Below are 23,714 nucleotides of genomic sequence, written 5' to 3' on the forward strand. Positions count from 1 at the left end.
AAATTTAATACTTTAATATGATGTAGGGTATGGTCATTCGACTGAATTAAAAGTGAATAGTTACATTTGAAGTTGTACTAAATTGTAATCGGTGTGCAAAAAATAAGGACGGCTTATAAAATAGCCGCCCTTATATGTATATCATCCTTGCAGCGGGAGGGTTACTTTAAATATTACGCCATCCCTCTGTTCGTTGTTTTGCGCAGTTACGCTGCCTTTATGGTAGTCACACACCAGCCTTACAATATAAAGCCCTAAACCTAAATGTGGTTGTTGCTGCATTTGCTGGCTTCGTACTGACACCATAGAATCAAAAATATGCTCAGTTAGCCCCTCTGGTAAGGCGGGGCCTATGTTACTTACCACTAATATGGCTTTATTTTCGCTCTGCTTAATACTTACATTAATAGCCGTATTTGCTTCACTGAACTCCAACGCATTATTAATTAGCTTATCTAGCAGTTGCGCAATAAACTCAGGAGCTCCTTGCATGGGCAGTGGGCTTTGGCATATATCGAGCTTAAACAATTGTTCAGGGTAGGTAAGTTGATAGCCTTGCATGCAGCCACTTATTACCTTTTGTAAATCAAATGGCTCGGGCTCATTACTTTGAATACTTTGTTCAAGGCGTGTGGCCTCGCTCATGGTGGTAATTATTTTACCTAAACGTTCAACGCCTTCGCTGGCACGCTCTAGGTATTTTTGGCTAAGCTCGTTTTGTGGCAAACTTTGTAAGTTTTCAAGTGATGAGCGCACCACGGCAACCGGTGTACGTAGCTCGTGCGATAACCTCGACGACATATTTTCTAAGTAGTCGGTATACCCTCCAAGTCGACTAACAATGTTTGAAAAACTACGAGAGAGGTCACCAATTTCATCATTAGCATCGCTGTAATTAATGCTGCCGGTTATACGGCCTTGGGCGTCAATTGCTTGCTCTGCGGTATCACGCAATCGCCTAATGCGGTTCGATATTCGAGAGGCAAAAAAGAACAAGGTTACGGTGCCTATGAGCATCACCGCTAAAATAACGTTAAAGAGTTTTTCGAGCGATTTATTACGTAGCGTGCGTACGCCATTTGTGGTTTCCTCAGCAATTACTGCGCCTATGACTTTATCGTCAATCCAAATAGGGTATGCTGCCGATAAAATAACGGCTTTGCTATCAGGCGTTAATCGCCACGATGATGCCGGCTGGCCTTTTAAGGCCTTTGCCAAATGGGTGCCTTGCATTGATGCTACATCGTGTAGGGTGTCTAAAAATTCGTTTTCTGGGCGGGTTAAAATTTTATAATACAATGGGTGTAAATAGCTTTGCTCAAAGCGCTGCCACCACGTTTTTGGTGCTTGATTTTTAAGGCCATCGGCCCATACGCCATCGGCATTTTGAATTGTTCCCGATTGTGCTAACACACGGTGGTGGTTGTCGACCACCCAAATACGGCTGCCACTGTGGCCCATACCTTTTAAAATGCGGTTAATTTCCGGAGACGGTACAAGCACTGAGCCTAAATCGCTTGGGTTATTTAAGTTTGAAGTCGACATAGTTTTAGGTGCTGCCAATGCATTTTTACTATCTACATCAACAATGGCAAAGCCAAGTTTATTACCAAGTAACTCTATAGGAAAGCGCAGCTCTACGTTATAACCTGATTTGGTACTTTCAAAATACCCCTGAATTTTTGTAAACGGTATTTTGGTGTTGGCATCAAACGCATTGATCCAGCCATCTTGGCGCGGCGCAATAATATATGTATTAAATTGGCCGTCAGGGGTTTTTAATCCAATTTTTAAATAATCGTTATTGGTAATGCTTAAGCTGTTTTTTGCACGGTAAATTAATGTGTTATCGGTTACTTTAAATAGCGCATATAAGTAATTATCAAACTTACCCACCATATGCTCAAACGATAAATCCTCAGCTTTATGCTCCTTGTTTGCTTTTTGTAAATAGCGTTTATCGTATTGCCAAAAGAGTGGTTGATAACTTTGCCAGTCGCCCAGTTTTCCATCAAGTTGAATTGGATTTTTAAGATTGTACGCATATAAGTCGCGCCCTTTTACTATTTGATCTAAAAAGTTGGTTTGCTCGTCAAAGAGTGCGGGGCGCTCATGCAGCGCGGTGGCAAGTGCGCGAGTAGTACCTACCAGAGTTTTTTCTTGGCCTTGGCGTAAAAACTTTTCCATTTCCCATACGTATTCGTAGCCAAGCCACGGCAGTAAAAACAAAAAGCACGAAAGTAATATAAATTTACTGCGCAGGCCAAATCGTAGCATTAGTGTTGTTCCCACCTGTAACCCATGCCGTACACGGTATCTATGCAGTCAAAGTGGCTATCAAGTGCCATAAACTTTTTGCGAATACGTTTTACGTGTGAGGTTATGGTGCTGTCATCTACATAAATTTTTGCATCGCTCATTAAATCGTTCCGGCTTTTAACATGCCCTGGTCGCTGCGCGAGTGAGTGCAACATCCAAAACTCAGTGACCGTTAAATCAACTAATTGCTGCTGCCAAAATACCTGCATACGTTGCGTGTCGAGCACCAGCTGCCCACGGGTTATAAGTGCATTGGCATCGGCAGGTTGCTCAAGGGCTTCCATTCTACGAAATAGCGCGCCAATACGCGCAGCTAAGTGTGCCAAGCTAATATCTTTTGTTAGGTAGTCGTCGGCGCCCATACGCAGGCCACATACTGTGTCTATTTCGCTATCGCGGGCGGTTAAAAAAATAATAGGCAGTGTTTTAGAAAGCGTACGCAAGGTTTGGCAAAGCAAAAAACCGCCATCTATTTCGTGGCCTAAGCCTATATCAACAATGGCTAAATCGGGTAGGGCGTCTTTAAATGCAATCTCTGCGCTGGCGCGATCTGCAAAGCCACTTACTTGGTAACCTTGTGCGCTAAGCATTTCAATATAGTTTTCGCGGATTGCAGTTTCATCTTCAATGATGGCTATTTTTTTCATTTCTATCATTATCCTATCTAACTTATTTTGCACTATATCGAAGTTTTTAAGCTGTGTACGGTTAAAAAGGCAATTGCCATTTTTTTGCCACAATTGCTCAGCGGTTTGCCATTTTTGCTCCCCTTTGTTGCCACTTGCGACTGTTTTAATACACCCATCAAAACAAAACATCACAAATTAAAACAAGTTCAAGAGGACTACCATGAAGAAGACATTAATCGCATTAACGCTAGTAGCCAGTGTTTGTTCACCTGCATTTGCATCAACTGCTAACACGCCTTCTAAAGAAGCACATAAAGAAACCGCCATTGGTTTAGGTGCGGGCGCTATTATTGGTGGTGTTGTTGGTGGGCCTGTTGGGGCATTTATTGGCGCATTTGCAGGGGGCTTAATTGGTGACTCTAAAGTAGCCGATGACAAAATAGCCCAGCAGCAACAAGCAATTACACTTATGCAGGAAAAAACCAGCGACTACATGCACGTGCTTAACCATAACAATAGGCTTGAGCAGCAGTTAGAAGTGCTTGCCAATCAAAATGAGCAATTAACCCAAGCACAAATAAAAAACCTACTTGCCATGACAGTGCAATTTAAAACGGGTTCAAGTGTTATAGCGCCGCACTTTGCACAGCAGCTTGATCAATTAGTCACACTTTTAAATAACCAGCCACAACTGGCGCTTGATTTAAGTGGTTTTGCTGATCAACGTGGCGACGAGCAAGCCAACTTATTATTGTCTAAAAAGCGTGTAAATGCAGTTCAAAGTTACTTAATAAAGCACGGTATTAGCCATAAACGTTTAAGCACACAAGCATTTGGCGAGCAGCAAACATTAGCTCGTAGCAACACAGTTGAAGACAACTTTTTTGATAGACGCGTAACGCTTACCACTCGCTCAATGAATATTGTAAATGGCCAAACGGCGAGTAACTAAACCAAACCGAATTTATGTAAAGCTAAGCGTTCGATGGAGTGATTTTATGTTGAGTAACCCAACCAAAATGCTTACTAAAGTAAGCATTTTTATTTTTTTAGTGAGTGTGCTGCTGGTAAGTTTTAATAGCCATGCACAATCACCCAAGCTTGAGCTTTTTGACAGTGGCGGCGCACCTTTAGCGCCAGCCATTATTTTAAAAAGTGACGCTAACATGACCCTAACAGGCTTAATTAACCATGTGGTAGTTAAGCAAACTTATCAAAACGAAAACCCGTTTGCGGTTAACGCCCGTTACGTTTTTCCGCTGCCTGATGAAAGTGCAGTACATGCTATGACCATGCACATTGGGGATCGCGTGATTAAAGGGCAAATAGATAAAAAAGTAGAGGCTGAAAAAAAATACCACGCAGCTAAAAAAGCAGGTAAACAAGCGGCTCTAGTACGCCAGCAACGCGCTAATATGTTTATTACTAACGTAGCAAATATTGGCCCTGGCGAGCAGGTTGTTGTTGAACTTGAGTATCAAGAGATAATTGATTATAGCGGCGGTACATTTGCGATTCGTTTTCCGACGACTATTACACCGCGTTATCACGCGATTAGTGGTGAAGTTGAGCAAAGTAATACCGAAAGAACAGCATTTAATTCGGCGCCAAACGGCTGGTTAAGCCCGGTTTATAGTATACAAAGCGCGGCGCAAAGCCACGGCGATACGCCTAATAGCAAATTTAGCTTAAATATAAATATAGACGTAGGTTTAGAGCTGGTGGATATAAACTCTAAATTTCATAACGTAGATATTCATAACCCTGCATTTGGCCAATATACCGTTGCATTAAATGAGCAAAATGCCATAAACCGCGACTTTGTACTTGAGTTTAAACCGCTTCAAAAAGAAAGCGCTCAGGCGGCATTTTTTACCCAGCAGTTTGAAAATGGCGACAGGTATGGGCTTGCAATGCTAATGCCGCCGGGGGATCACTTTGTACAAACGCAGCGCTTACCTCGTGAAATGGTATTTGTTGTAGATACGTCAGGCTCTATGCACGGGCAATCTATGGAACAAGCTAAAAAGGCCTTGTTTTATGCGCTTTCGTTACTCGATAGCGACGACAGTTTTAATATTATTGGCTTTGATAACGTGGTTACTCCAATGAGTGATAAGCCACTTATTGCCAGCGATTTTAATTTGCGCCGCGCAGAGCGCTTTATTTACAGCCTAGAGGCCGATGGTGGCACCGAAATACAAGGTGCGCTTAATGCAGTCCTTGATGGCAGTAGTTTTGAAGGCTTTGTACGCCAAGTCGTATTTTTAACTGATGGCAGCGTAAGTAACGAAGATGCTTTATTTAAAAACATTCAGCGTAAATTAGGCGATAGCCGTTTATTTACTGTAGGCATTGGCAGTGCACCTAATAGCTTTTTTATGCGCCGCGCTGCTGATATAGGCAAAGGATCATTTACTTTTATTGGCAGCAAAAATGAGGTGCAGCCTAAAATGCAGCAGCTATTTGATAAGCTCGCCCACCCGGCTATTACTAATTTAGCGCTAAGTGATGAAAGCGGTAATAGCTTAGATTTTTGGCCATCACCTTTACCCGATTTATACTTTGGTGAACCAATTATGGTGGCTATAAAGCTTGATAAAACAAACAATGTGGTACTTGCTGGGCAAACCGCACAAGGCCCATTAAGTATTAAATTAAGTGCACAAAATAGTGCAAATGCAAAAGGGATTGATAAGTTATGGGCGCGTCAAAAAATTAAGTCGCTGCTTTTATACAATGAGCAAAACGAAGTAAAGGACGAAGTACAAAGCCTGGCTCTCGCCCATCAATTACTGAGCCCGTTTACTGCTTTTATAGCTATTGAACACACTCAAATTAAAGACGTAGCAAAGCAAACCGCACTAGCTAAAAACACAGCGCCACAAGGCCTGGCTATGCGCTTACCACAAACCGATGGGCAAAGTAGGTTACATATATTACTCGGCTGTATTTTATTACTTAGCTGTGGCGCGCTTAAAATAAACCGAGGGCTTAATTTAAGTAAGGAACATAAATGAAAAAGTGGCTAAGTACAGGCTTATTAATTGCTGGGCTTGGATTATTTGGTCATGGTGTTTATATGCAAGCAAAGGCATGGCTTGCTCAAGTATTAATTGAGCAAGCATGGCAAGAAGCACTAAAGTCCCCAAGCGCTAAAGTAAAACCTTGGTTTTACGCCGACAACTTTGTAACTGCACAGCTTAATTGGCCTAAGCATAATAAAACGCTGACTGTATTGGCGGGGGCAAGCGGTCGAAATTTGGCATTTGCCCCAAGCCAATTTTTACCCGCCGGAGAGCTTGGTGGTAAAGCGCACGGTAATCCAAAAGGTGCGTTAATCGCGGGGCATAACGACACCCACTTTGCATTTTTGCAACACGCTAAAGTGGGTGAAATGTTCACTTTGCAATTGCAAAGCGCAGAAATACAAGTTTATAAAGTAACGGGGATAGAAGTGATTCATCAATCCCAACATGAGTTTTTACAAAAGTCGGGGCTTTATTTACTCACCTGTTACCCTTTTGATTCACTAGCTGCTGGTACTGATTTAAGGCTATTGGTTTCAGCTGAACTAATGCCAGATAAAGTAGTATCTGCATTAATATCTTCGCCAGATTCACTAAGTGGAATATCAACCACTAGTTCTTGATGACGCTGGCTTATCATTACACCAATAAACACGACAAAGATGCTTAGCCATTGCCAAACGTTAAGTACTTCTCCCAAAATAATGGCTGACAAAATAAGCGTAAATATAGGGATTAAATTAGAATATGCTGCCGCAGTTAATACTGACACTTTACTAATGGCGTAGTTATACATGCCGTAGCCTCCAAGGGTGACGCACGAGCCTAGATATAAAATACTCATAAGTGCGGTTAAGTCGTGTTGGTTTTCGCTTGGCAAGTCGATAAAAAATAAAAAGGGCGCAAAAAATAAACTACCGCTAATACCTTGAAGTGCAATAAGGGTAATGGGGGAGTACCGGTTTGCTAAATGTTTAATACTAACGGTATAAAAAGCAGCGCACACCATGGCCATGAGCTCTAAAAAATTACCGAGTAGTGGGTTAGGTGCTTGCTCGGAGTTAGGAGAGAGTAATGTAAGTAAAATACTGCCGCCAATACACAAGGTAAAACCGACAACAATGGCTTTACTTATGTACTCTTTAAGCATTAAAAACGCTAGTAACGCCACAATAATAGGCAAGCACGACACAATAACACCCGCCTGCGAGGCTGAGGTGTACTCCATTGCATGACCTTCAAATAAAAAGTATAAGCAAGGCTCAGCAAGCGACATTCCCAGTAAATATTTCCAGTCACCTTTTAAATATTCAAATCGAATAACGTAACGCCATAAACAGAGCGATAAAACTAACGTGGTCAGCATGCGCAAAAATATCACTAATGCGGGGTCGTAAATGGCAATAGCATACTTAAGTGCAATAAAAGAGCTGCCCCATAAAAAGGTGGCAATAATTAAACATAAACTGGCGGGCATAGCGGGTAATTTAAACAATAAAATATAATGCGATCCTAGCATGAATAATTTTAACTTGTTCAAAAATACCGAGCTGGTATAAGTTAAATTATCTAAAAATTTTAATAGTAAAAAATAATGCAAAGGGAACAGGTAATAGTTGTAAAGCTTGGTACAAGTGTACTTACTGGTGGCACCGATAAATTAGACAAAGCACACATGGTTGAACTTGTACGCCAGTGTAGTGAGCTTAAAAAACAAGGCCACCAAGTCATTTTAGTATCAAGCGGCGCTGTTGCAGCAGGTCGTGAGCAACTTATTAAACCCTGTGGCCGAAGCCTGATTGATAAGCAAATGTTAGCGGCAGTAGGGCAAGGCCAACTTATCCATATTTGGCAAAGCTTATTTGCTTTATATGGTATTAACGTAGGGCAAATGTTACTAACCCGAGCGGATGTAGATGATCGCGCTCGCTATTTAAATGCTCGCGATACACTCACCGCATTATTAAATTACGATGTAGTGCCCATTATTAACGAAAACGATGCAGTCGCTACAAGCGAAATTAAAGTGGGCGATAACGATAACTTATCGGCCCTTGTAGCTATTTTGGCTAATGCCAACAAGTTATTGCTACTTACCGACCAAGAAGGCTTATTTACCAGCGACCCGCGCACTAATGCTGATGCAAAGCTAATTGACGAAGTAACCCACATAAACGATGAACTTCGCCAACTTGCTGGTGGCAGTGGGACAAACTTAGGCACCGGCGGTATGGCCACAAAACTCCAAGCTGCCGATATAGCAAGGCGCGCAGGGGTTGAGGTTATTATTGCCAAAGGTGCTGGAAACAACGTTATTTTAAAATGCATGAGTGAGCAATTACCGGGGACGCGTTTTTTAAAGCTTAGTGCGCCAAAAGATGGCCGTAAAAAATGGCTAATGGCAGGGCCTAAAAGCACAGGCCAAATAATGATTGATGAAGGGGCCATTGCAGCACTGCAAAACAAAGGCGCAAGTTTACTCTCTAAAGGAGTTACAAGTGCATTTGGTCGCTTTGAGCGAGGCGACTTAATAGATCTAATTGATGTCGATAACCAAGTTATTGCACGTGGCCTAACACGCTTTAGCAGTGTTGAGGTAAATAAAATTAAAGGAGCGCATTCAAATCAAATAGGCAATTTACTCGATTACGATACAGGAGCAGAGGTATTACACCGAGACGATTTAGTCTTATTTTAAACCTACTTTAGTATGGGAATAAGGTGTTGCTAATAATTTAGCAAAACTGATAATTTTGTCTAAACTGTTGAGATAATAAACAGTTTAGGCATTTTTAATGAAGGCGAATAGTTGCGGGCATGAATGGATTGTTAAGCTTACACAGCAAGAAGAGGAAAGCGACTTAGACACTGCTCTTATTCAAATTATTGCCGATTTACTCGAAATCAAGCACTTTGCCATATACATAAATAAACATATTTCGAGGCCATTGCCTCCTACATTAATTAACACCAGCAGTAGCCTTAAAGCTTTATCTCCCACAGAAGCCTTATTGGTTCTTCATAAGGTTTCTCAGAATAAAATACGAGTAAGCCGCAGTAGCAACGTAATTAGAAGTTACTTACCTGTTTATCACTTAGGCGAAGTAATGGGGGTTTTATTAATAGAAACTCAGCATGCACTAAGTGAACGCATAACCGCGTTGGCTATTCATATTTTAAATATTTATGCTAATCAACTCGGGCTTTTGTATAAATCGCGCTTAGACCCGTTAACAGAGCTATTAAATAGGCAAACATTTGACAAAAAAGTAATTGAAATAGTTTCAGGTAATGGCTTTTTAAAACCACGAAGTGAGGTTTCAAATAAGCGTCGATGGTATTTAGCCATTGCCGACATTGATCTTTTTAAAAATGTAAATGATAACTACGGACATGTAATTGGCGATGAGGTTATTTTGTTAGTGGCAAGGCTTTTAAAAAATAACTTTAGATTAGAGGATTACGTATTTAGATACGGTGGTGAAGAGTTTGCGGTATTATTTCAAACTAAAACAGAGACCGAAGCGCGTGTTGCCCTTAACAGATTACGCTTAAATGTTGCAGAGTATCCTTTTCCGCAAGTAGGGCAGCTCACCATTAGCTGTGGTTTTTTAGAACTTGCCAGTATTGATACGGTTTCAAGCATTGTTAACCAAGCAGATTTAGCCCTATATCACTCTAAAAATAATGGCCGAAACAGAGTAACTTCTTATAATGAATTAGGCGTAAACTTCCAACAACAAGTAGATAACAGCATTGAGCTTTTTTGATTGTAAATTTGTGCTAAAATCTGGCTCCTTAAATTGTTGTAGGCAGAGCACAAAACATGAAATTCGTTCGTTGGTTTTTAGGTTGTATAATTTTATTCTTTAATTTTGTATTTACTCCTCGCAGTAAAAAGCGTGCAAGCGACGAGCAAGCAAAGCTTGATCTGCAAACCTCACAATTTAAACTTTATCAATTTAAATCATGCCCGTTTTGCGTAAAAGTGCGCCGTGCTATTAAGCGCGAAGGCTTAAAAGTAGAAACGCGTGATGCAAAAAATAATCAGCAATATCGTCAAGAGTTGTTAGAGCAAGGCGGCAAAATTAAAGTGCCATGCCTACGTATTGAAAAAGATGGCCAAGTACAATGGCTATACGAATCAAACGATATTATTGCTTACTTAAATAAAGTAGCAGCTTAAACGTAACCATATAATTTTTATCTCACTTATTTAAAGAGACATTACCATGACAATCCGTACTCGTGTTGCCCCGTCACCAACAGGTGACCCGCATCTTGGCACAGCTTACATTGCTTTATTTAACTACTGTTTTGCTAAACAGCAAGGCGGCGAGTTTGTTCTTCGTATTGAAGATACCGACCAAGTGCGCAGCACACCAGAATCAGAGCAAGCTATTATGGATAGCCTGCGTTGGTTAGGCCTTGAGTGGGATCATGGCCCTGACGTAGGTGGTGAATTTGGTCCTTACCGTCAATCTGAGCGTAGCGATTTATATAAAAAATACGCGCACCAGCTAGTTGAGCAAGGTAAAGCGTTTTACTGTTTTGCTACAAGCGAAGAGCTTGATCAAATGCGCGAAGAGCAAATGGCCGAAGGTCTGCGCCCTAAGTACGATGGTCGTGGTTTAAACCACACAGAAGACGAAATTAAAGCAAACCTAGCTGCTGGTAAGCCTTACGTTATACGTATGAAAATACCAAGCGAAGGCACCTTTAAATTTAACGACTACCTACGCGACGAAATTGAGATCCCCTGGGAAAACGTAGACATGCAAGTGCTATTAAAAGCCGATGGTTTCCCAACGTACTTTTTAGCAAACGTGGTAGATGATCACCACATGCAAATTAGCCATATTTTCCGTGGCGAAGAGTGGATTAACTCAGCACCTAAACTATTAAAACTTTACGAAGATTTTGGTTGGGAAGCGCCAGTATTAGGGCATTTACCATTATTGCGTAACCCAGATAAATCAAAGCTTTCTAAGCGTAAAAACCCAACCAGTATTAATTACTATAAAGAAATGGGTTACCTACCAGAAGCGGTGCTTAACTACTTAGGCCGTATGGGTTGGTCAATGCCTGATGAGCGTGAAAAATTCACCCTTAACGAGATGATTGAAAACTTCGACATGAAGCGAGTATCGCTTGGTGGCCCAGTATTTGACGTAGACAAGCTAAGCTGGTTAAACGGCACGTGGATCCGCGAAAACCTAACTGACGAAGAGCTTGTGCAGCGTTTTGTTGATTGGAAGTTTAACGGTGAAATGCTAGCTAAAGTATTACCAGAAGCTAAAACGCGTATTAATACGTTGTCGGATATGGTTGATTTAGCCGGTCACTTTGTTGGGGGGATTCCAACTTACGACCCAGCACTTTTAACTGCGGGCAAAGCTGACGAAAACGTAATACGCCAAGCGCTACAATTTTTTGTATGGCAATTAGAAGGCTTACGTAGCTTTGAAAAGCCAGCTATTTTTGCCATTGCAAAAGAAGTCGCTACATTCCATGAGCTTAAAATTAAAGACTTTTTAGAGCCAATATTTGTAGCAATCACAGGTAAAACATCATCTACCTCTGTGCTTGATGCAATGGAAATTTTGGGCTCTGATCTATCACGTGCGCGTATACGTGTAGCGCTTGCTCATTTAGGTATTTCTAAAAAGCAGGCTAAAAATATTGAGCGTGCGTACCGCACATACCCAAGTGCATAATCTTTAGTCTTACTTTATAAAAAGCCGAGCTTATTAATTAAGTTCGGCTTTTTTGTTTCAGGCTGTTTGGCTATATGTCATGGTATTTTGATATTGTTTAGCGCAAGCATTCGTAATTTACTAAATGCTATAATGCTGCATGTAAACCCAAAGGAGGCAGTATGATTGCACCTGTAAAAAACAAAGCCTTATTTAGCAGCAATACCTTTTCAATAAATTTAGTTACTTACCCTACAAACCACAGCGTAATGAACCATATTGACCCAGTGCAACAAGGTCGCTATTACAAGCTTAATTTTGTACTAGTAAAGCCTAAAACTGGCGGGGCATTTAAATGCTCTAAATGCATTATTAATTGGTTTAACCGCGTGTATTTATTTAGACCCGATAAGTATGAGCACAGTGTAACTAAAATAGAGTCGGGCAAGCGTGTACTACTTAGCTTTGCATTAAATATTTAGCCAGAGTTAAGGGTATTTAATTAATAGTCGTAGGCCTGTCCGGTGCATAAAACAGATAGGTCACAATACGATACTGAGGTTTCACTACAAGAATTGATAGTAAAGGCATTGCCGCCTCTGCGCATTGCATCCGCTTTAAGTGAATCAATCGCGTTTGATTTAGAGCGATTGTAGCTTATATTTTTATTGCCTCTACCGTCGCCATCGCAGCTTTCGCCTTCTATTCTCCCTAAAAGTGTTGCGCCACTTTCGTGTGCTTCTTGGTCGCTATAAAATTGCTGCAAATCTCTTTTATTAACGTAGGTGCCAATTTCTTGAGATAAAACGCCGTTGTCTATATCTGTATGATAAGTCATGCCAGAGCACCCAGCCAAAGTTGTTAGTACGCTTATTGTTGCTATAACACGTAGCATAATTATTAGTCCCTTATGTAGTTTGGAAAGTAAATTACTAACAAAAACAGAAGTGTGCAACATTTACTCTTAAGTTAATTGTAAGATTTAGTAAGTGATTCGACCTCTCTTTATTTTTTTTCTGGTAGTATGGATAGGTTATAAGCAGTTTAAGCAGTGAACAAACTATGTTAAGTCCTTATTTTCAGCAACATGCTGATTACGTTTCTATCTCTCGTGAGCAAGGTTGTCGTTTCGCAAAATGTGTTGCCGATGACTACAACCCACTTCATGACAAAGATGCTAAAAAGTTTTGCGCGCCAGGAGACTTACTTTTTTCTTTAGTGTTAGACCGCTATGGTATAAGTGAGCGAATGGAATTTACCTTTGCTGGTATGGTTGACGAAAACACTAAACTTAATTTCCCACAAGGGGATGACGAATTTGATGTAACCAACGGCGATAAAGTTATATTAAAGGTAAAACGCGAAGGTAAAACCAGCAAATGCCCAACACTTACTAATAGCCTAATAAAAAACTATGTTGAGTTTTCTGGTGCGGCTTTCCCGCATGTAATTATTCCACTAATGGGTAAGCAAGAGGTGATGATTAACCCTGCGCGCCCAATGGTTATTTACGAGTCGATGATTATTAACCTTGATAACATTGATATTCAAGAACCTACGCTTGAATTTGCTGAGCCAAGTTTTGAGTACGCCGGTAAACGCGGAAAAATTACTTTGCGCTTTAATTTACTAGAAAACGGCGAAAAAGTCGGTTTTGGTGAAAAGCACATGGTGGTGTCGGGTATTCGTGAATACTGCCAAGCAACGGTTGATGACTTAATCGCGTTTTATAATGACCGCAAAGCCACGTTAAAACCGGCTTAAAGCTTATTTTAAATAAAGGCGCTATTTATAGCGCCTTTTTTATTACTAAAGCTCAGGTATAATAGCGCTCTTTGTTATTTTAAAGCTAAGCCTATGTCTGCTACATCGTTCTCATCTCTTAAACTCGATTCGTTATTATTAACAGCGATTGAGCAAAATAATTACACTACGCCAACCGCAATTCAGGTTAAAACCATTCCGCCTATTTTAGCGGGCAACGATGTAATGGGCAGTGCACAAACAGGCACAGGTAAAACAGCAGCCTTTGTATTACCACTACTACATAAGCTTTTAAATACACCTAAAAAAGATGAGCCAGGCATTGCCCGAGTGGTCATTTTAACGCCAACGCGTGAGCTTGCTCAGCAAGTATTTGCAAGCTTTGAAAAGTACGCTCAAGGCAGTAATATTAATGGCGCTTTAGCGTATGGCGGTGCAAGTATTGGCCCGCAAATTAAAGCACTTAAAACGGCGCAAGTGATAGTGGCAACGCCAGGTCGTTTGCTCGATCATATAGTTAAAGGCAGTGTGGTGCTTTCAAGTGTTGATTCACTAGTATTCGATGAAGCAGACCGGATGCTCGACATGGGCTTTATTGACGAAATAAAACGTATTCTGCGCCACATTCCAGGCGATCGCCAAACTTTATTGTTCTCAGCAACATTTGACGATAGCGTGTTTGAGCTAAGTAAAAAGCTACTTAAAAACCCTGAGCTGATTGAAGTTGATAAACGCAATTCAGCCGCCGTTGAAGTCGAGCAAGTTATTTACTCGGTAGATGAAGACCGTAAACGCGAGTTGGTATCGCACATGATTGGTATGAAAAACTGGCGCCAAGTACTTATATTTACGCGCACCAAGCAAATGGCCGATAAACTTGCCAAAGAAATGTGTAAAGACGGTTTAAAAACAGAATCCATTCATGGCGATAAATCGCAAGGCGCGCGTGACCGTGCACTACAAAACTTTAAAGAAGGCACTACACGCGTATTAGTTGCCACCGATGTAGCAGCGCGTGGGCTCGATATACCTGCGCTTAAATATGTAATAAATTTTGAACTGCCATACATAGCAGAAGACTACGTACACCGCATTGGCCGTACAGGTCGCGCCGGTGAGCAAGGCCTTGCAATGTCGCTAGTAAGTATTGATGAGCAATGGCTACTTGAAGAAATAGAAGTCCTACTTGATACGCGTTTAGCGCCTCAATGGTTAGAAGGTTACGAGCCAGATTTAAACAAAAAGCCTAAAGATAATCGTAAAAACACCAATAAAGCGCGAAAAGATCGTGATAAAAAACGCATTACAGGTCAAAGAGCACCCAGTAGACGCCGTAAGTAATAGCTTTTGTTTCGCTTTTTTGCCTATACTTGAGCTAATAAATAGCTGAGGTAAAGTTATGTTTGAAACGGATCAATGGGCATTTTCGGGAGTCGATGGCCAAATATCACTGCACAAATGGCAAAAGACCATTGATCTTATTACGGGGCTGTTTTCGGCTCCGTCAGGTTATATAGTACAGGCAACTAGCAAAGGCTACCGGGTTGTAATTAGAAGTAATGAAGGCGGCTCTAACTTTGAAACCAACTCAATACTCCCTCCACAAACACCTCTTTTTTGCAGATACGTAGCGGAAAATAACAATATTTTATATGTTAACGATGCCTGCAATAATGAGCAATGGAATACCATGCCTGAGGTTGTTGAAGATGGCGTTCAATCATACCTAGGATTACCCATTCATTGGCCCGAAGGTGATGTGTTTGGCACGCTATGTTTAAAAGACACAAAACAAACTAGTTATACCGATGAGTATTTTGAGCTAATAGAGCAGCTTCGCGACTTGATTGAAGACGATTTAGCGCTTATTTATAGCTTTGAGCAAATGCGCGAAATAACCATGCTTGACCCACTTACAAACATTTATAACCGCCGCGCACTTACCTTGCTAGCTCAGCAAAAGCTTAACTTAGCACTGCGTTTAGGCTTTGACGTATGCTGCTTGTTTATTGATATAAACGATTTTAAAAAATTAAACGATACCTGCGGCCATGAAGTAGGCGACAAAGCGTTAATTATTTTGGCTAATACCCTAAAAACACATTTAAGAGATGCTGATATAGTAGGGCGTTTAGGCGGCGACGAGTTTATTGCTGTAATGCAGATAAGCGATAAAAGTAAGCTTAGCTATATTATTGATAAAATTACCACTGAGTATTCAAAAGCACTTATAAAAGAAAGTGTCTGTGATTTATCTCTTAGTATTGGCTATAGCTTTACAGATAAACAAAAGCAGCTATTTGATGCATTATTAAATAATGCAGACCAAGCCATGTATAAAAATAAACAAGCGTATAAGCAGGCAAAAAAACTTAACAATACAAGCAGTACACTTAATCATAGCGATAAAAAAGCAAGCCATTAGGCTTGCCAAGAAGGGTGTGAATTTAGTTTAACTTTTAAGCGATTTGTTTTTCGGCTAAGTTTAATTCCATAATCGCTTTTAATAAACGGTATAGGTTTATTGATGCGTCAATTTCTTCTTTACGGTTTGTTAAGCTTTCAATATTTAAGCCTAGTGGCACGTCTAGGTGCGCACAGCTTTTAAGTATTAAGTCGAGGTTTTCGCGGCAAATACGTACAGATTCACTTAATGTGTTTTCTGCATCAAGCATGCGCCATTTAGTGGCCTCTGGCACTGAGATACCCAGCCATTGCATAAACTCTAAGGTTTTTTCGCCGCCGCAGGGAGTAAACGTTAAAATAAGTCGTTTTGGTGCAATGCCTTGTGCTTTACAGGTACGCGCGTAGCTGGTGATTAAATCAATTGTGGCTTGTGCATCGTAAACAGCTTGCGATATAAAAAATTGGCAACCCTGTACTGTTTTTTCTATTAAGCGTTCATGCTCATTTCGTTTACTAGAATGGCGCTCTGCTATGGTAACGCCACCTAAAAAGAAGTCATCACTTCGCTCAGCCAGTGCTTTATAGGCATCGGGTAAGCTTAGCTTTATATCGCCTACCGATGATGGGCTACCCACTAACACGACATTTTTTAAATCGTAGTCGTTTTTAGTTTCGCTTAGCCAATCTTTAAATTCGCCAACGCCACGCTGCGCTACACTTTTATAGGTAATTACATCTTGAGCAGATAAATTACGTAGTAAATGGCTGTACTCTCGCGGGTCTACAGTTTGCTTAAACGGAAATGGGCGAGCTTGATTAGTGCGGCTGCTTTCGTCTTGAATGTCGTAAATTATTACGCCATCGTATTCAATTTCGTGCAAGCGACCTAATAGCTTCTCTGCAATGGTTTTTAATTGCGCTTTATCGGTGCCAACTTTAGGCGGGGTAGTACCAATGAGATAAACACCTTGTTTGGTGTCTTCTATTTTCTCTTGAAGTGATAAAGCCATAATCCTCATTCCAGCTTAGTCCAATGTATGTAATTTAATATAGCAGCCATTTAGACGTCTAGATAGATTTATTTAATGAAAGTTTTTCAACTTAGGTGAGGAATATTCATACTGACAATTTAATAAACCGCCTGATTGACACAGTTGTTTACATAAAAAATGGGCTAAAGCTCTTACATTTACTCGCTTTAAGGCATAATCGAATGTGAGTTAGTAATAAACCTAACAATAAATTTGCTCAATTTAAAAAGGGACAATAATGAAATTTAAATTATTAGCAACAAGCTTAGCGGTATCACTAGCGCTAACTGGCTGCGTAACACAGCAAAGCGAAAACACCCAAACAGCACAACAGCAGCAAACAACAAAAGCTGACGAACGTGTATTTTCGCAAGAGTACTTAATTGAAGAGCTAGATAACGGCTTACGTGTAATGGTAGTTAAAACCGATTACCCAGATGTAGTTTCGCTGCAAATTCCGGTATCAGTTGGCTCGCGCAATGAAGTAAAAGAAGGTAAAACCGGTTTTGCTCACTTTTTTGAGCACATGATGTTTAAAGGCTCTAAAAAATTTCCGCAAGACGAATACACTGCTGTATTTAAAAATGCAGGCGTAGATAACCGTGCATACACCACTAACGATTACACTAACTATCATTTAAACTTCTCAAAGCAGCACCTTGATAAAGTACTTGAAATTGAAGCCGATATTTTTCAAAACCTAACTTACACCGAAGAGCAATTTAGAACCGAAGCGCTTACGGTTAAAGGTGAGTATTTAAAAAATAACGCCAGTCCAATTCGTAAATTATTAAGCGCTGTACGCGAAGAAGCCTTTGATAAACATACCTATAAACATACCACTATGGGCTTTTTTAAAGATATAGAAGCCATGCCAGATCAAATGGCATACGGTAAAGAGTTTTTTGATAAGTTTTATAAGCCTGAATATGTATCGCTAGTGATTGTAGGGGATGTTGACCCTAAAGCCACTATGGCAATGGTTAAAAAGCATTGGGGTGGTTGGGAAAAAGGCGATTACGTTGCCGATATTAAAGCTGAGCCAAAGCAGCAAGCACCTAAATATATACATGAACAAAACGAAGCCTTACCAGGGCATTGGTTACTTGTATCGTATAAAGGTGCGCCATGGGAGCCTGCTAAAAAAGACAGAGCTGCGCTTGATTTAATCTCACAGCTTTATTTTTCAAACAACTCTGACTTATACCAAGAGCTTGTTGTTGATAAACAAATAGCGAGTCAAATGTTTACCTACAATCCAGAGACAAAAGATCCTGGTTTATTACATGTATTTGTAAAAGTAGAAAACGAAGAAGATTTAGCAAAAGCACGTGATGCAATTAACCGCACTTACGCTAAAGCACGCACTGAACTTGTTGATGAGCAAAAGTTAAGCGATTTAAAATCTAACCTTAAATACAGCTTTATTAATGGCTTAGATTCATCTCAAGCGATTGCATCAACCCTTGTAAGTTACATGCATTTTGAGCGCGACCCAGAGGTTATTAACCAGCTTTATAAATCAGCCGACAACATCACAGCACAAGATATTAAAGCAGTGGCTAATAAATACTTTGTAGATGATTCGCGTACAACCGTGACCATGTCGGCACTTGATAAAGCGCCAGGGTTTGAGCAAGAGGCTAACTTAAGTGCAGCAGTTGCAAAGCTTGAACAAGCGCCAGAGGCACCTGTATTTAAAGTGCTTGATAAAACTAATAGTTCGCCGCTGATTGACGTAAACTTTTTATTCAATACAGGTGCAGCCGCAGACCCTCAAGGTAAAAAAGGTGTAGCCGCGCTCACCGCCGCTATGCTTGCTCAAGGTGGCTCACAAAGTACTAGTTATAAAGAAATTCAAAAAGCGCTTTATCCGCTTGCGGGTAGCTTTGGTTATCAAATAGATAAAGAAATGCTGTCGTTCCAAGGGCGTATTCATAAAGATAACGCTGAAACTTGGTATGCACTTGTAAGTGATCAGTTACTTAATCCAGGGTTTAGAGACGATGACTTTAAACGCCTTAAAAAAGAAATGATCGACGGTATTAAGTCGGGCTTAAAAGCCTCTAACGATGAAGAGCTTGGTAAAGAAGTGCTTTACAGTACGCTTTATAAAGGCCACCCATATGAGAGCTACAACTATGGTGATATTTCTGATTTAGAAGCACTTACCCTTGATGATGTTAAAGCATTCTATAACTCAGAGCTTACCCAATCTAAACTAACACTTGGTTTAATTGGCGCAGTGCCTAACGCACTTAAAGCAAATATTATGAGCGACTTAGCAACCTTACCTAAAGGTGAGCAAAGCCGTTTAAGTATTCCTGATGCGCCAGTGCTTAAAGGTCATCATGCAACAATTGTAGAAAAATCGGCGCAATCTACCGCGGTATCGTTTGGTTTCCCAATTGATACTATTCGCAGCAGCGAAGATTGGACTGCACTTTGGCTTGTGCGCTCGTACTTTGGTGAGCATCGTAGTTCTAACTCATACTTGTATGAGCGAATTCGTCAAACACGTGGTATGAACTACGGTGATTACTCGTACATTGAATACTTCCCGCGTGGCATGTTTCAAACTAAGCCTGATGCAAACTTAGGGCGCTCTGAGCAAATATTCCAAATTTGGTTACGCCCGCTGCGCTCTAATAACGATGCACACTTTGCAACGCGTACTGCGTTGTTTGAACTTGATAAACTCATTAAAAATGGCTTAACCGAAAAAGACTTTGAAGCAACTCGTAACTTTTTAATAAACTACGTGCCGCAGTTAGTAGCAAGTCAAAACCGTCAGTTAGGGTATGCACTTGATAGCGAATTTTATAACACAGAGTCGTTTGTAAAATACGTGACAAGTAAACTTGAAAAGCTAACGCTTGCTGATGTTAATCGCGTGATTAAAGATAACCTTCAAACAGAAAACGTACAGTACGTGTTTATTACCGGTGACGGCGAAGACATGAAAAAACGTTTAGTGTCAGAGCAAACCTCACCAATGGTTTACAACACAGAAAAACCAGCAGCGCTTGTTGCTGAGGATAAAGTCATTGCCGATTACACATTAGCTATTCCAGCTAACAACATTGAAGTAATGGCTGTTGAAAAAGTGTTTCAGTAATTAATCTCTTTTTCTAACATATAAAAAATGCCCCAGTGCTTATAGCCTGGGGCATTTTTATTTAATTAGTGTTATTGAAGCGTAATATTAGTTAGTCGCTAAAAGCACTGAGCCTGCGCCTAGAGCAAAGCTTATTAAGGAGCTAATAACAACCCCCGCTAAAAAGCTTTTAGTTGGCGTACTTTTAACGTCATTATTTATAGGCTCATCAAGTTTAATTAGCTCGCCTTGGCGTACTTCAAGTACCGCGCAAAGCGCCATAGTGGTTTCTTTAGAAGCGGCGCCTTCTTTTTCTACCCGTTGAATGGTCCGCAAACTTACATCGCAGGCATCTGCGAGCTGTTGCTGCGTCCAATCTAACTTACTTCTAAGCGATTTAACTGTTGTAGGATTTAATTGCACGTTAAAGCTTCCCTACAAATAGTTCAACAATTGTTGCCGTTGTATAGCCAAACACCGCGCCACCTAATGTACAACCAGCAAGAAAAAATGCTGCCTTTTTAGGATCGTCTGAAAGACTACTTTGAACTTGTTTGTCTATCACACTGCTATTTTTATAAAGAGTGCACTCCAGACGCCCTGTAAGTATATTAAGCATGTCAAATTTTACTTGGTACTGTGAGCCCTCAAAAGCAAAAGAGTGTGTGCTTGCACAGTAGATATTTCGTTTTTTACTGAATAGGTCATCGTTTACAAACACTTCCTCTTTACCGGTAAAGTAACTTCCAAAACAGGCTATTTGATTATCACCATCTTGAAAGTAAAATTTATAACCAAGTTTTTTAGTATTCAATACATCGTTTTTCATCATCGTTATCCTTGTTGAGTTTACGATGCTAATTTAGCGGTAATTATTATTTTTTACGCCGTCAGTAGTATGCCAGTACTTGTTTTGACGTATGACAGAAAGCCTGTCATACATCGTTACCTTTTGATTTTATTATAAAAATAACAAATTTAAATTTGGGTTAATTTAACAGGCTGTCATATAGTATATGCTTTGATTTAAGCATACTGAGCAAAATAATACCTAGAGTTATGCTGCTTAATAATTTTTTATTAAAAAAATGTTAATGACTATACTGATAAACAGAAAAATTAAAATGGAAAGCACGTGTTAGACGATAAAATATTTTTAAAGCAAGTTTTAGACACCACACCGGATCAGGTCGTCGTGATTAATGACTCTGGGGAGATTGTTTTTGTAAACAAGAGCTGGCAAAACTTTGGTGAGCAAAACGACTGTACTTGCTGTGATGTGTGGGAGCAAAAAAATTACTTAGTAGAATGCAAAAAAGCCGCAGATAATGGCGATGAGTTTGGCTTAAATGCGTATCAAGGTATTTTAGCGATAATAGAGCAACAGCAAAGTGATTTTTATTTAGAGTATCCTTGTCATAGCGAAAACGAAAAACGCTGGTTTATGATGCGTGTTGTGCCTTTTGAACTAAGTGATAAAAAATATTATGTTATTAGCCATCAAAATATTACCGAGCGTAAACTAGCTGAAGAGCAAGTACAAAAACTTGCCGCTATTGATGGCTTAACTGATATTGCTAACCGAGGCTTTTTTGATACCTTTTTAGAGCAAGAGTGGAATCGTTGTCAGCGTTTAGGTATGCCGCTGTCGTTGGCTATAATCGACATTGATGATTTTAAATTACTTAATGATACCTACGGGCACCAACAAGGCGATACATGCTTAAAAAAGGTGGCTAAAGTACTCAATGAATTTACTAAACGCCCAGGTGACTTATGTGCCCGTTTTGGTGGTGAAGAATTTGTATTAGTTTATGGAAATACAAGCTCAGATCAGGCCTTGTTAGTATTGAACGATATTTTAGAAAAATTAAAACATTTAAACATTGAAAATAAGCATTCTTTACCCAGCAGAACCCTTACTGTTAGTGTAGGGCTCACGACTATTACACCAAATAGTGACTTTACATGTGCTCATTTAATCAAAGAAGCAGACGATTTACTTTATAAAGCAAAAAATAAAGGAAAAGATGCTTTATGTGTGAGTGATTTAGCGTTCATATAACTTTTTTACTCTTAGTTATACCTAATAACCAGAACAAATAACTAAGGCGTTAACACCTTAGGCTTTAAATCCGTTAAACTTAGGAAAAGGCTCTTTTTATATCAATTTAAGGCAGTGTAGTATTATGCGTCATGAAATTTGGCAACAGCTTCGTAGTGAAGCAAATGAAGTAGTAACTCGCGAACCACTTTTAGCAAGTCATGTGTATTCATGCATTTTGAATCATGAGTGCTTAGGTTCGGCGTTAAGCTTTATTGTTGCTAATAAATTGGCAGATGCTGTGGTCTCTGCATTTACTATTCGTGAGCTGTTTGACCAAGCGTTTGTAAAATGTGACCGCATGCTTTCTTTTGTTGCCGAAGATATTAAAGCAGTGAAAGACCGCGACCCCGCTGCTGAAACTCACCTTACTGTAATGTTAAACCTAAAAGGTTTTCATGCTATTCAAGCGCATCGTTTGGCCAATTGCCTGTGGCAACAAAATCGCAGAGAGTTAGCGCGATTTATTCAAAGCCGTACTTCTGAAGTGTTTGGTGTAGATATTCACCCAGCATGTCAGGTTGGCAAAGGGATAATGTTTGACCACGCAACAGGTATTGTTATTGGTGAAACGGCGGTAATTGAAGATAACGTATCAATACTGCAATCGGTAACGCTTGGTGGTACGGGTAACGAGCAGGGCGACCGTCATCCTAAAATTAGAGCCGGTGTGCTAATTGGCGCAGGTGCTAAAGTGCTTGGTAATATTGAAGTGGGTGAGGGCGCACGTATTGGCGCAGGCTCAGTGGTACTAACAGCAGTGCCGCCACATACCACAGCTGTTGGCGTACCTGCTAAAATTATAGGTAAACCGGATTGTCCCTGTCCCGCGCAAAGTATGAACCAAAACTTTTTAGCGACACCCGAGCCTGAAAACGAATCACATACCAGTGCTATGCTGTGAGATGTAAGTAAAAAATAAAACTTAAAAGGAATTAAGATGAACAAGAATAGTTTGTTAACTCTAGGTATTGGATTTATTGCTGGTGTAGGTTTAACTTGGGGTTATTTTAATTTTACCCCAAATAATTTAGAGCCAGTTAAGTTACAGCAAAGTAATGCTCTTTTGCAAAAAACTCATGCTCAGCAGCCAAAAAGCAGTAAAGTAGTAGCAAATAAAGTTATACCAGCTGTAACTGAACAAGCCGTTAGTTTAGAGCAAAATGAAAATATTACTTCCACCGCTTTCGAACCTCAAGAAATTGATGAGTTACCTCTAGAAGAACAAGTTGTGCAACTTAAGCAACAACTTGCCGAGCAAAAGTCGACGCTTAAAAGTGTTTTAAAGCAAATGAGAGGCCCTTCAGATTTTGAGAAAGTCTTACGTGATAAATTTGACGAGCAAGTACGTGACGAAGAGTGGGCTTATCGTACTGAAATGGCATTACAAGATTTTTTATTAACCGCAGATTTGGCAATTATTCCTGATGTTGTTAGCGCTAAATGTAAAACGACGGTATGTGAATTTGAACTTGCCGCACCCGCTGATAACGATGCATTTGGGAGTGCTCAATGGCGTGAGTTAAACGACAAGTTGATGAAACAAGAGTTTTGGAAACAATTTGTAAGTTCTACATCTACATCAAGTGATACTAAGCTTAGCTTGTTACTAAGCACAGAGCTTTAAACTGTATCAGTA

Annotated in this window: 21 protein-coding genes and 1 pseudogene; 15 read left to right on the forward strand and 7 right to left on the reverse strand. The window is 40.2% G+C overall.

The features are described 5' to 3' along the window. Positions 1 to 141: 141 nt before the first annotated feature. Together pdsS and pdsR are read right to left on the reverse strand one after the other, a co-directional pair. On the reverse strand, positions 142 to 2,277 hold the full coding sequence (gene pdsS, locus ALFOR1_RS03820) for a proteobacterial dedicated sortase system histidine kinase (protein ID WP_104642118.1): 2,136 nt from the start codon (positions 2,275 to 2,277) through the stop codon (positions 142 to 144). Beyond that, complete coding sequence (gene pdsR / locus ALFOR1_RS03825; RefSeq protein WP_058547516.1) at positions 2,277 to 2,966, reverse strand: proteobacterial dedicated sortase system response regulator; 690 nt, start codon at positions 2,964 to 2,966, stop codon at positions 2,277 to 2,279. The genes pdsS and pdsR overlap by 1 nt, the downstream gene beginning before the upstream one ends. Before the next feature lie 202 nt (positions 2,967 to 3,168). Between pdsR and pdsO the strand changes: the two genes are divergently transcribed. The 3 genes and pseudogenes from pdsO to ALFOR1_RS20430 form a co-directional block, all read left to right on the forward strand. Then, positions 3,169 to 3,900, forward strand: a complete 732-nt coding sequence (gene pdsO, locus ALFOR1_RS03830) for a sortase-associated OmpA-like protein PdsO (RefSeq protein WP_104642119.1) — start codon at positions 3,169 to 3,171, stop codon at positions 3,898 to 3,900. Positions 3,901 to 3,946: 46 nt separating this feature from the next. Beyond that, positions 3,947 to 5,968: a marine proteobacterial sortase target protein gene (locus ALFOR1_RS03835; RefSeq protein WP_104642120.1), complete on the forward strand. Its 2,022-nt coding sequence runs from the start codon at positions 3,947 to 3,949 to the stop codon at positions 5,966 to 5,968. 62 nt (positions 5,969 to 6,030) lie between these two features. Continuing rightward, positions 6,031 to 6,465, forward strand: a pseudogene (locus ALFOR1_RS20430) (class GN sortase); the annotation flags it as partial. On the opposite strand, the gene ALFOR1_RS03840 reads toward ALFOR1_RS20430, so the two are convergent. After that, the gene (locus ALFOR1_RS03840) at positions 6,465 to 7,454 is read right to left on the reverse strand and encodes a DMT family transporter (protein ID WP_058547517.1); all 990 of its coding nucleotides are present in this window, start codon (positions 7,452 to 7,454) and stop codon (positions 6,465 to 6,467) included. The pseudogene ALFOR1_RS20430 and the gene ALFOR1_RS03840 sit on opposite strands and share 1 nt — an antisense overlap. Before the next feature lie 117 nt (positions 7,455 to 7,571). Here ALFOR1_RS03840 and proB point away from each other — a divergent pair, with 117 nt between their 5' ends. The 5 genes from proB to ALFOR1_RS03865 all read left to right on the forward strand — a co-directional run bounded on the left by proB (position 7,572) and on the right by ALFOR1_RS03865 (position 12,155). Continuing rightward, positions 7,572 to 8,675: a glutamate 5-kinase gene (gene proB, locus ALFOR1_RS03845; RefSeq protein ID WP_104642122.1), complete on the forward strand. Its 1,104-nt coding sequence runs from the start codon at positions 7,572 to 7,574 to the stop codon at positions 8,673 to 8,675. A gap of 97 nt (positions 8,676 to 8,772) precedes the next feature. Continuing rightward, complete coding sequence (locus ALFOR1_RS03850) at positions 8,773 to 9,747, forward strand: GGDEF domain-containing protein (RefSeq protein ID WP_104642123.1); 975 nt, start codon at positions 8,773 to 8,775, stop codon at positions 9,745 to 9,747. Between the two features lie 56 nt (positions 9,748 to 9,803). Beyond that, the gene (locus ALFOR1_RS03855) at positions 9,804 to 10,163 is read left to right on the forward strand and encodes a glutaredoxin family protein (RefSeq protein WP_058547169.1); all 360 of its coding nucleotides are present in this window, start codon (positions 9,804 to 9,806) and stop codon (positions 10,161 to 10,163) included. Between the two features lie 46 nt (positions 10,164 to 10,209). Continuing rightward, positions 10,210 to 11,694, forward strand: coding sequence for a glutamate--tRNA ligase (gene gltX / locus ALFOR1_RS03860; protein WP_104642124.1), 1,485 nt, complete (start codon positions 10,210 to 10,212; stop codon positions 11,692 to 11,694). A 161-nt stretch (positions 11,695 to 11,855) separates the two neighbouring features. Further along, complete coding sequence (locus ALFOR1_RS03865) at positions 11,856 to 12,155, forward strand: hypothetical protein (protein WP_058547171.1); 300 nt, start codon at positions 11,856 to 11,858, stop codon at positions 12,153 to 12,155. Between the two features lie 20 nt (positions 12,156 to 12,175). On the opposite strand, the gene ALFOR1_RS03870 is transcribed toward ALFOR1_RS03865, so the two are convergent. Beyond that, on the reverse strand, positions 12,176 to 12,568 hold the full coding sequence (locus ALFOR1_RS03870) for a hypothetical protein (protein ID WP_058547172.1): 393 nt from the start codon (positions 12,566 to 12,568) through the stop codon (positions 12,176 to 12,178). 167 nt (positions 12,569 to 12,735) lie between these two features. On the opposite strand from ALFOR1_RS03870, the gene ALFOR1_RS03875 reads away from it, so the two are divergent. From ALFOR1_RS03875 to ALFOR1_RS03885, 3 genes are all read left to right on the forward strand, one after another. Beyond that, the gene (locus tag ALFOR1_RS03875; RefSeq protein ID WP_104642125.1) at positions 12,736 to 13,437 is read left to right on the forward strand and encodes a DUF3581 domain-containing protein; all 702 of its coding nucleotides are present in this window, start codon (positions 12,736 to 12,738) and stop codon (positions 13,435 to 13,437) included. 93 nt (positions 13,438 to 13,530) lie between these two features. Beyond that, positions 13,531 to 14,778 (forward strand): DEAD/DEAH box helicase, encoded by a 1,248-nt coding sequence (locus ALFOR1_RS03880; protein ID WP_104642126.1) that lies wholly within the window; start codon positions 13,531 to 13,533, stop codon positions 14,776 to 14,778. A 58-nt stretch (positions 14,779 to 14,836) separates the two neighbouring features. Next, on the forward strand, positions 14,837 to 15,862 hold the full coding sequence (locus tag ALFOR1_RS03885) for a sensor domain-containing diguanylate cyclase (protein WP_104642127.1): 1,026 nt from the start codon (positions 14,837 to 14,839) through the stop codon (positions 15,860 to 15,862). A 34-nt stretch (positions 15,863 to 15,896) separates the two neighbouring features. Here the strand turns inward: ALFOR1_RS03885 and ALFOR1_RS03890 are convergent, their stop codons facing one another. Beyond that, complete coding sequence (locus tag ALFOR1_RS03890) at positions 15,897 to 16,853, reverse strand: methylenetetrahydrofolate reductase (protein WP_104642128.1); 957 nt, start codon at positions 16,851 to 16,853, stop codon at positions 15,897 to 15,899. Between the two features lie 259 nt (positions 16,854 to 17,112). Between ALFOR1_RS03890 and ALFOR1_RS03895 the strand changes: the two genes are divergently transcribed. Then, the gene (locus ALFOR1_RS03895; protein ID WP_104642129.1) at positions 17,113 to 19,992 is read left to right on the forward strand and encodes a M16 family metallopeptidase; all 2,880 of its coding nucleotides are present in this window, start codon (positions 17,113 to 17,115) and stop codon (positions 19,990 to 19,992) included. An 87-nt stretch (positions 19,993 to 20,079) separates the two neighbouring features. On the opposite strand, the gene ALFOR1_RS03900 is transcribed toward ALFOR1_RS03895, so the two are convergent. Both ALFOR1_RS03900 and ALFOR1_RS03905 read right to left on the reverse strand, forming a co-directional pair. After that, entirely contained in the window at positions 20,080 to 20,394 is a 315-nt protein-coding gene (locus ALFOR1_RS03900) for a helix-turn-helix transcriptional regulator (RefSeq protein ID WP_054982750.1), read from the reverse strand. A gap of 1 nt (position 20,395) precedes the next feature. Beyond that, entirely contained in the window at positions 20,396 to 20,803 is a 408-nt protein-coding gene (locus ALFOR1_RS03905; RefSeq protein WP_058547178.1) for a hypothetical protein, read from the reverse strand. A gap of 303 nt (positions 20,804 to 21,106) precedes the next feature. Between ALFOR1_RS03905 and ALFOR1_RS03910 the strand changes: the two genes are divergently transcribed. From ALFOR1_RS03910 to ALFOR1_RS03920, 3 genes are all read left to right on the forward strand, one after another. Next, a complete protein-coding gene (locus tag ALFOR1_RS03910; RefSeq protein ID WP_104642130.1) occupies positions 21,107 to 22,036 on the forward strand; it encodes a sensor domain-containing diguanylate cyclase in 930 nt (309 codons plus the stop codon). Between the two features lie 124 nt (positions 22,037 to 22,160). After that, entirely contained in the window at positions 22,161 to 22,979 is an 819-nt protein-coding gene (gene cysE / locus ALFOR1_RS03915; RefSeq protein ID WP_058547180.1) for a serine O-acetyltransferase, read from the forward strand. A gap of 36 nt (positions 22,980 to 23,015) precedes the next feature. After that, entirely contained in the window at positions 23,016 to 23,702 is a 687-nt protein-coding gene (locus tag ALFOR1_RS03920) for a hypothetical protein (protein WP_104642131.1), read from the forward strand. Positions 23,703 to 23,714: the final 12 nt, after the last annotated feature.

The sequence above is a fragment of the Pseudoalteromonas carrageenovora IAM 12662 genome (assembly GCF_900239935.1).
GTDB lineage: Bacteria > Pseudomonadota > Gammaproteobacteria > Enterobacterales > Alteromonadaceae > Pseudoalteromonas > Pseudoalteromonas carrageenovora.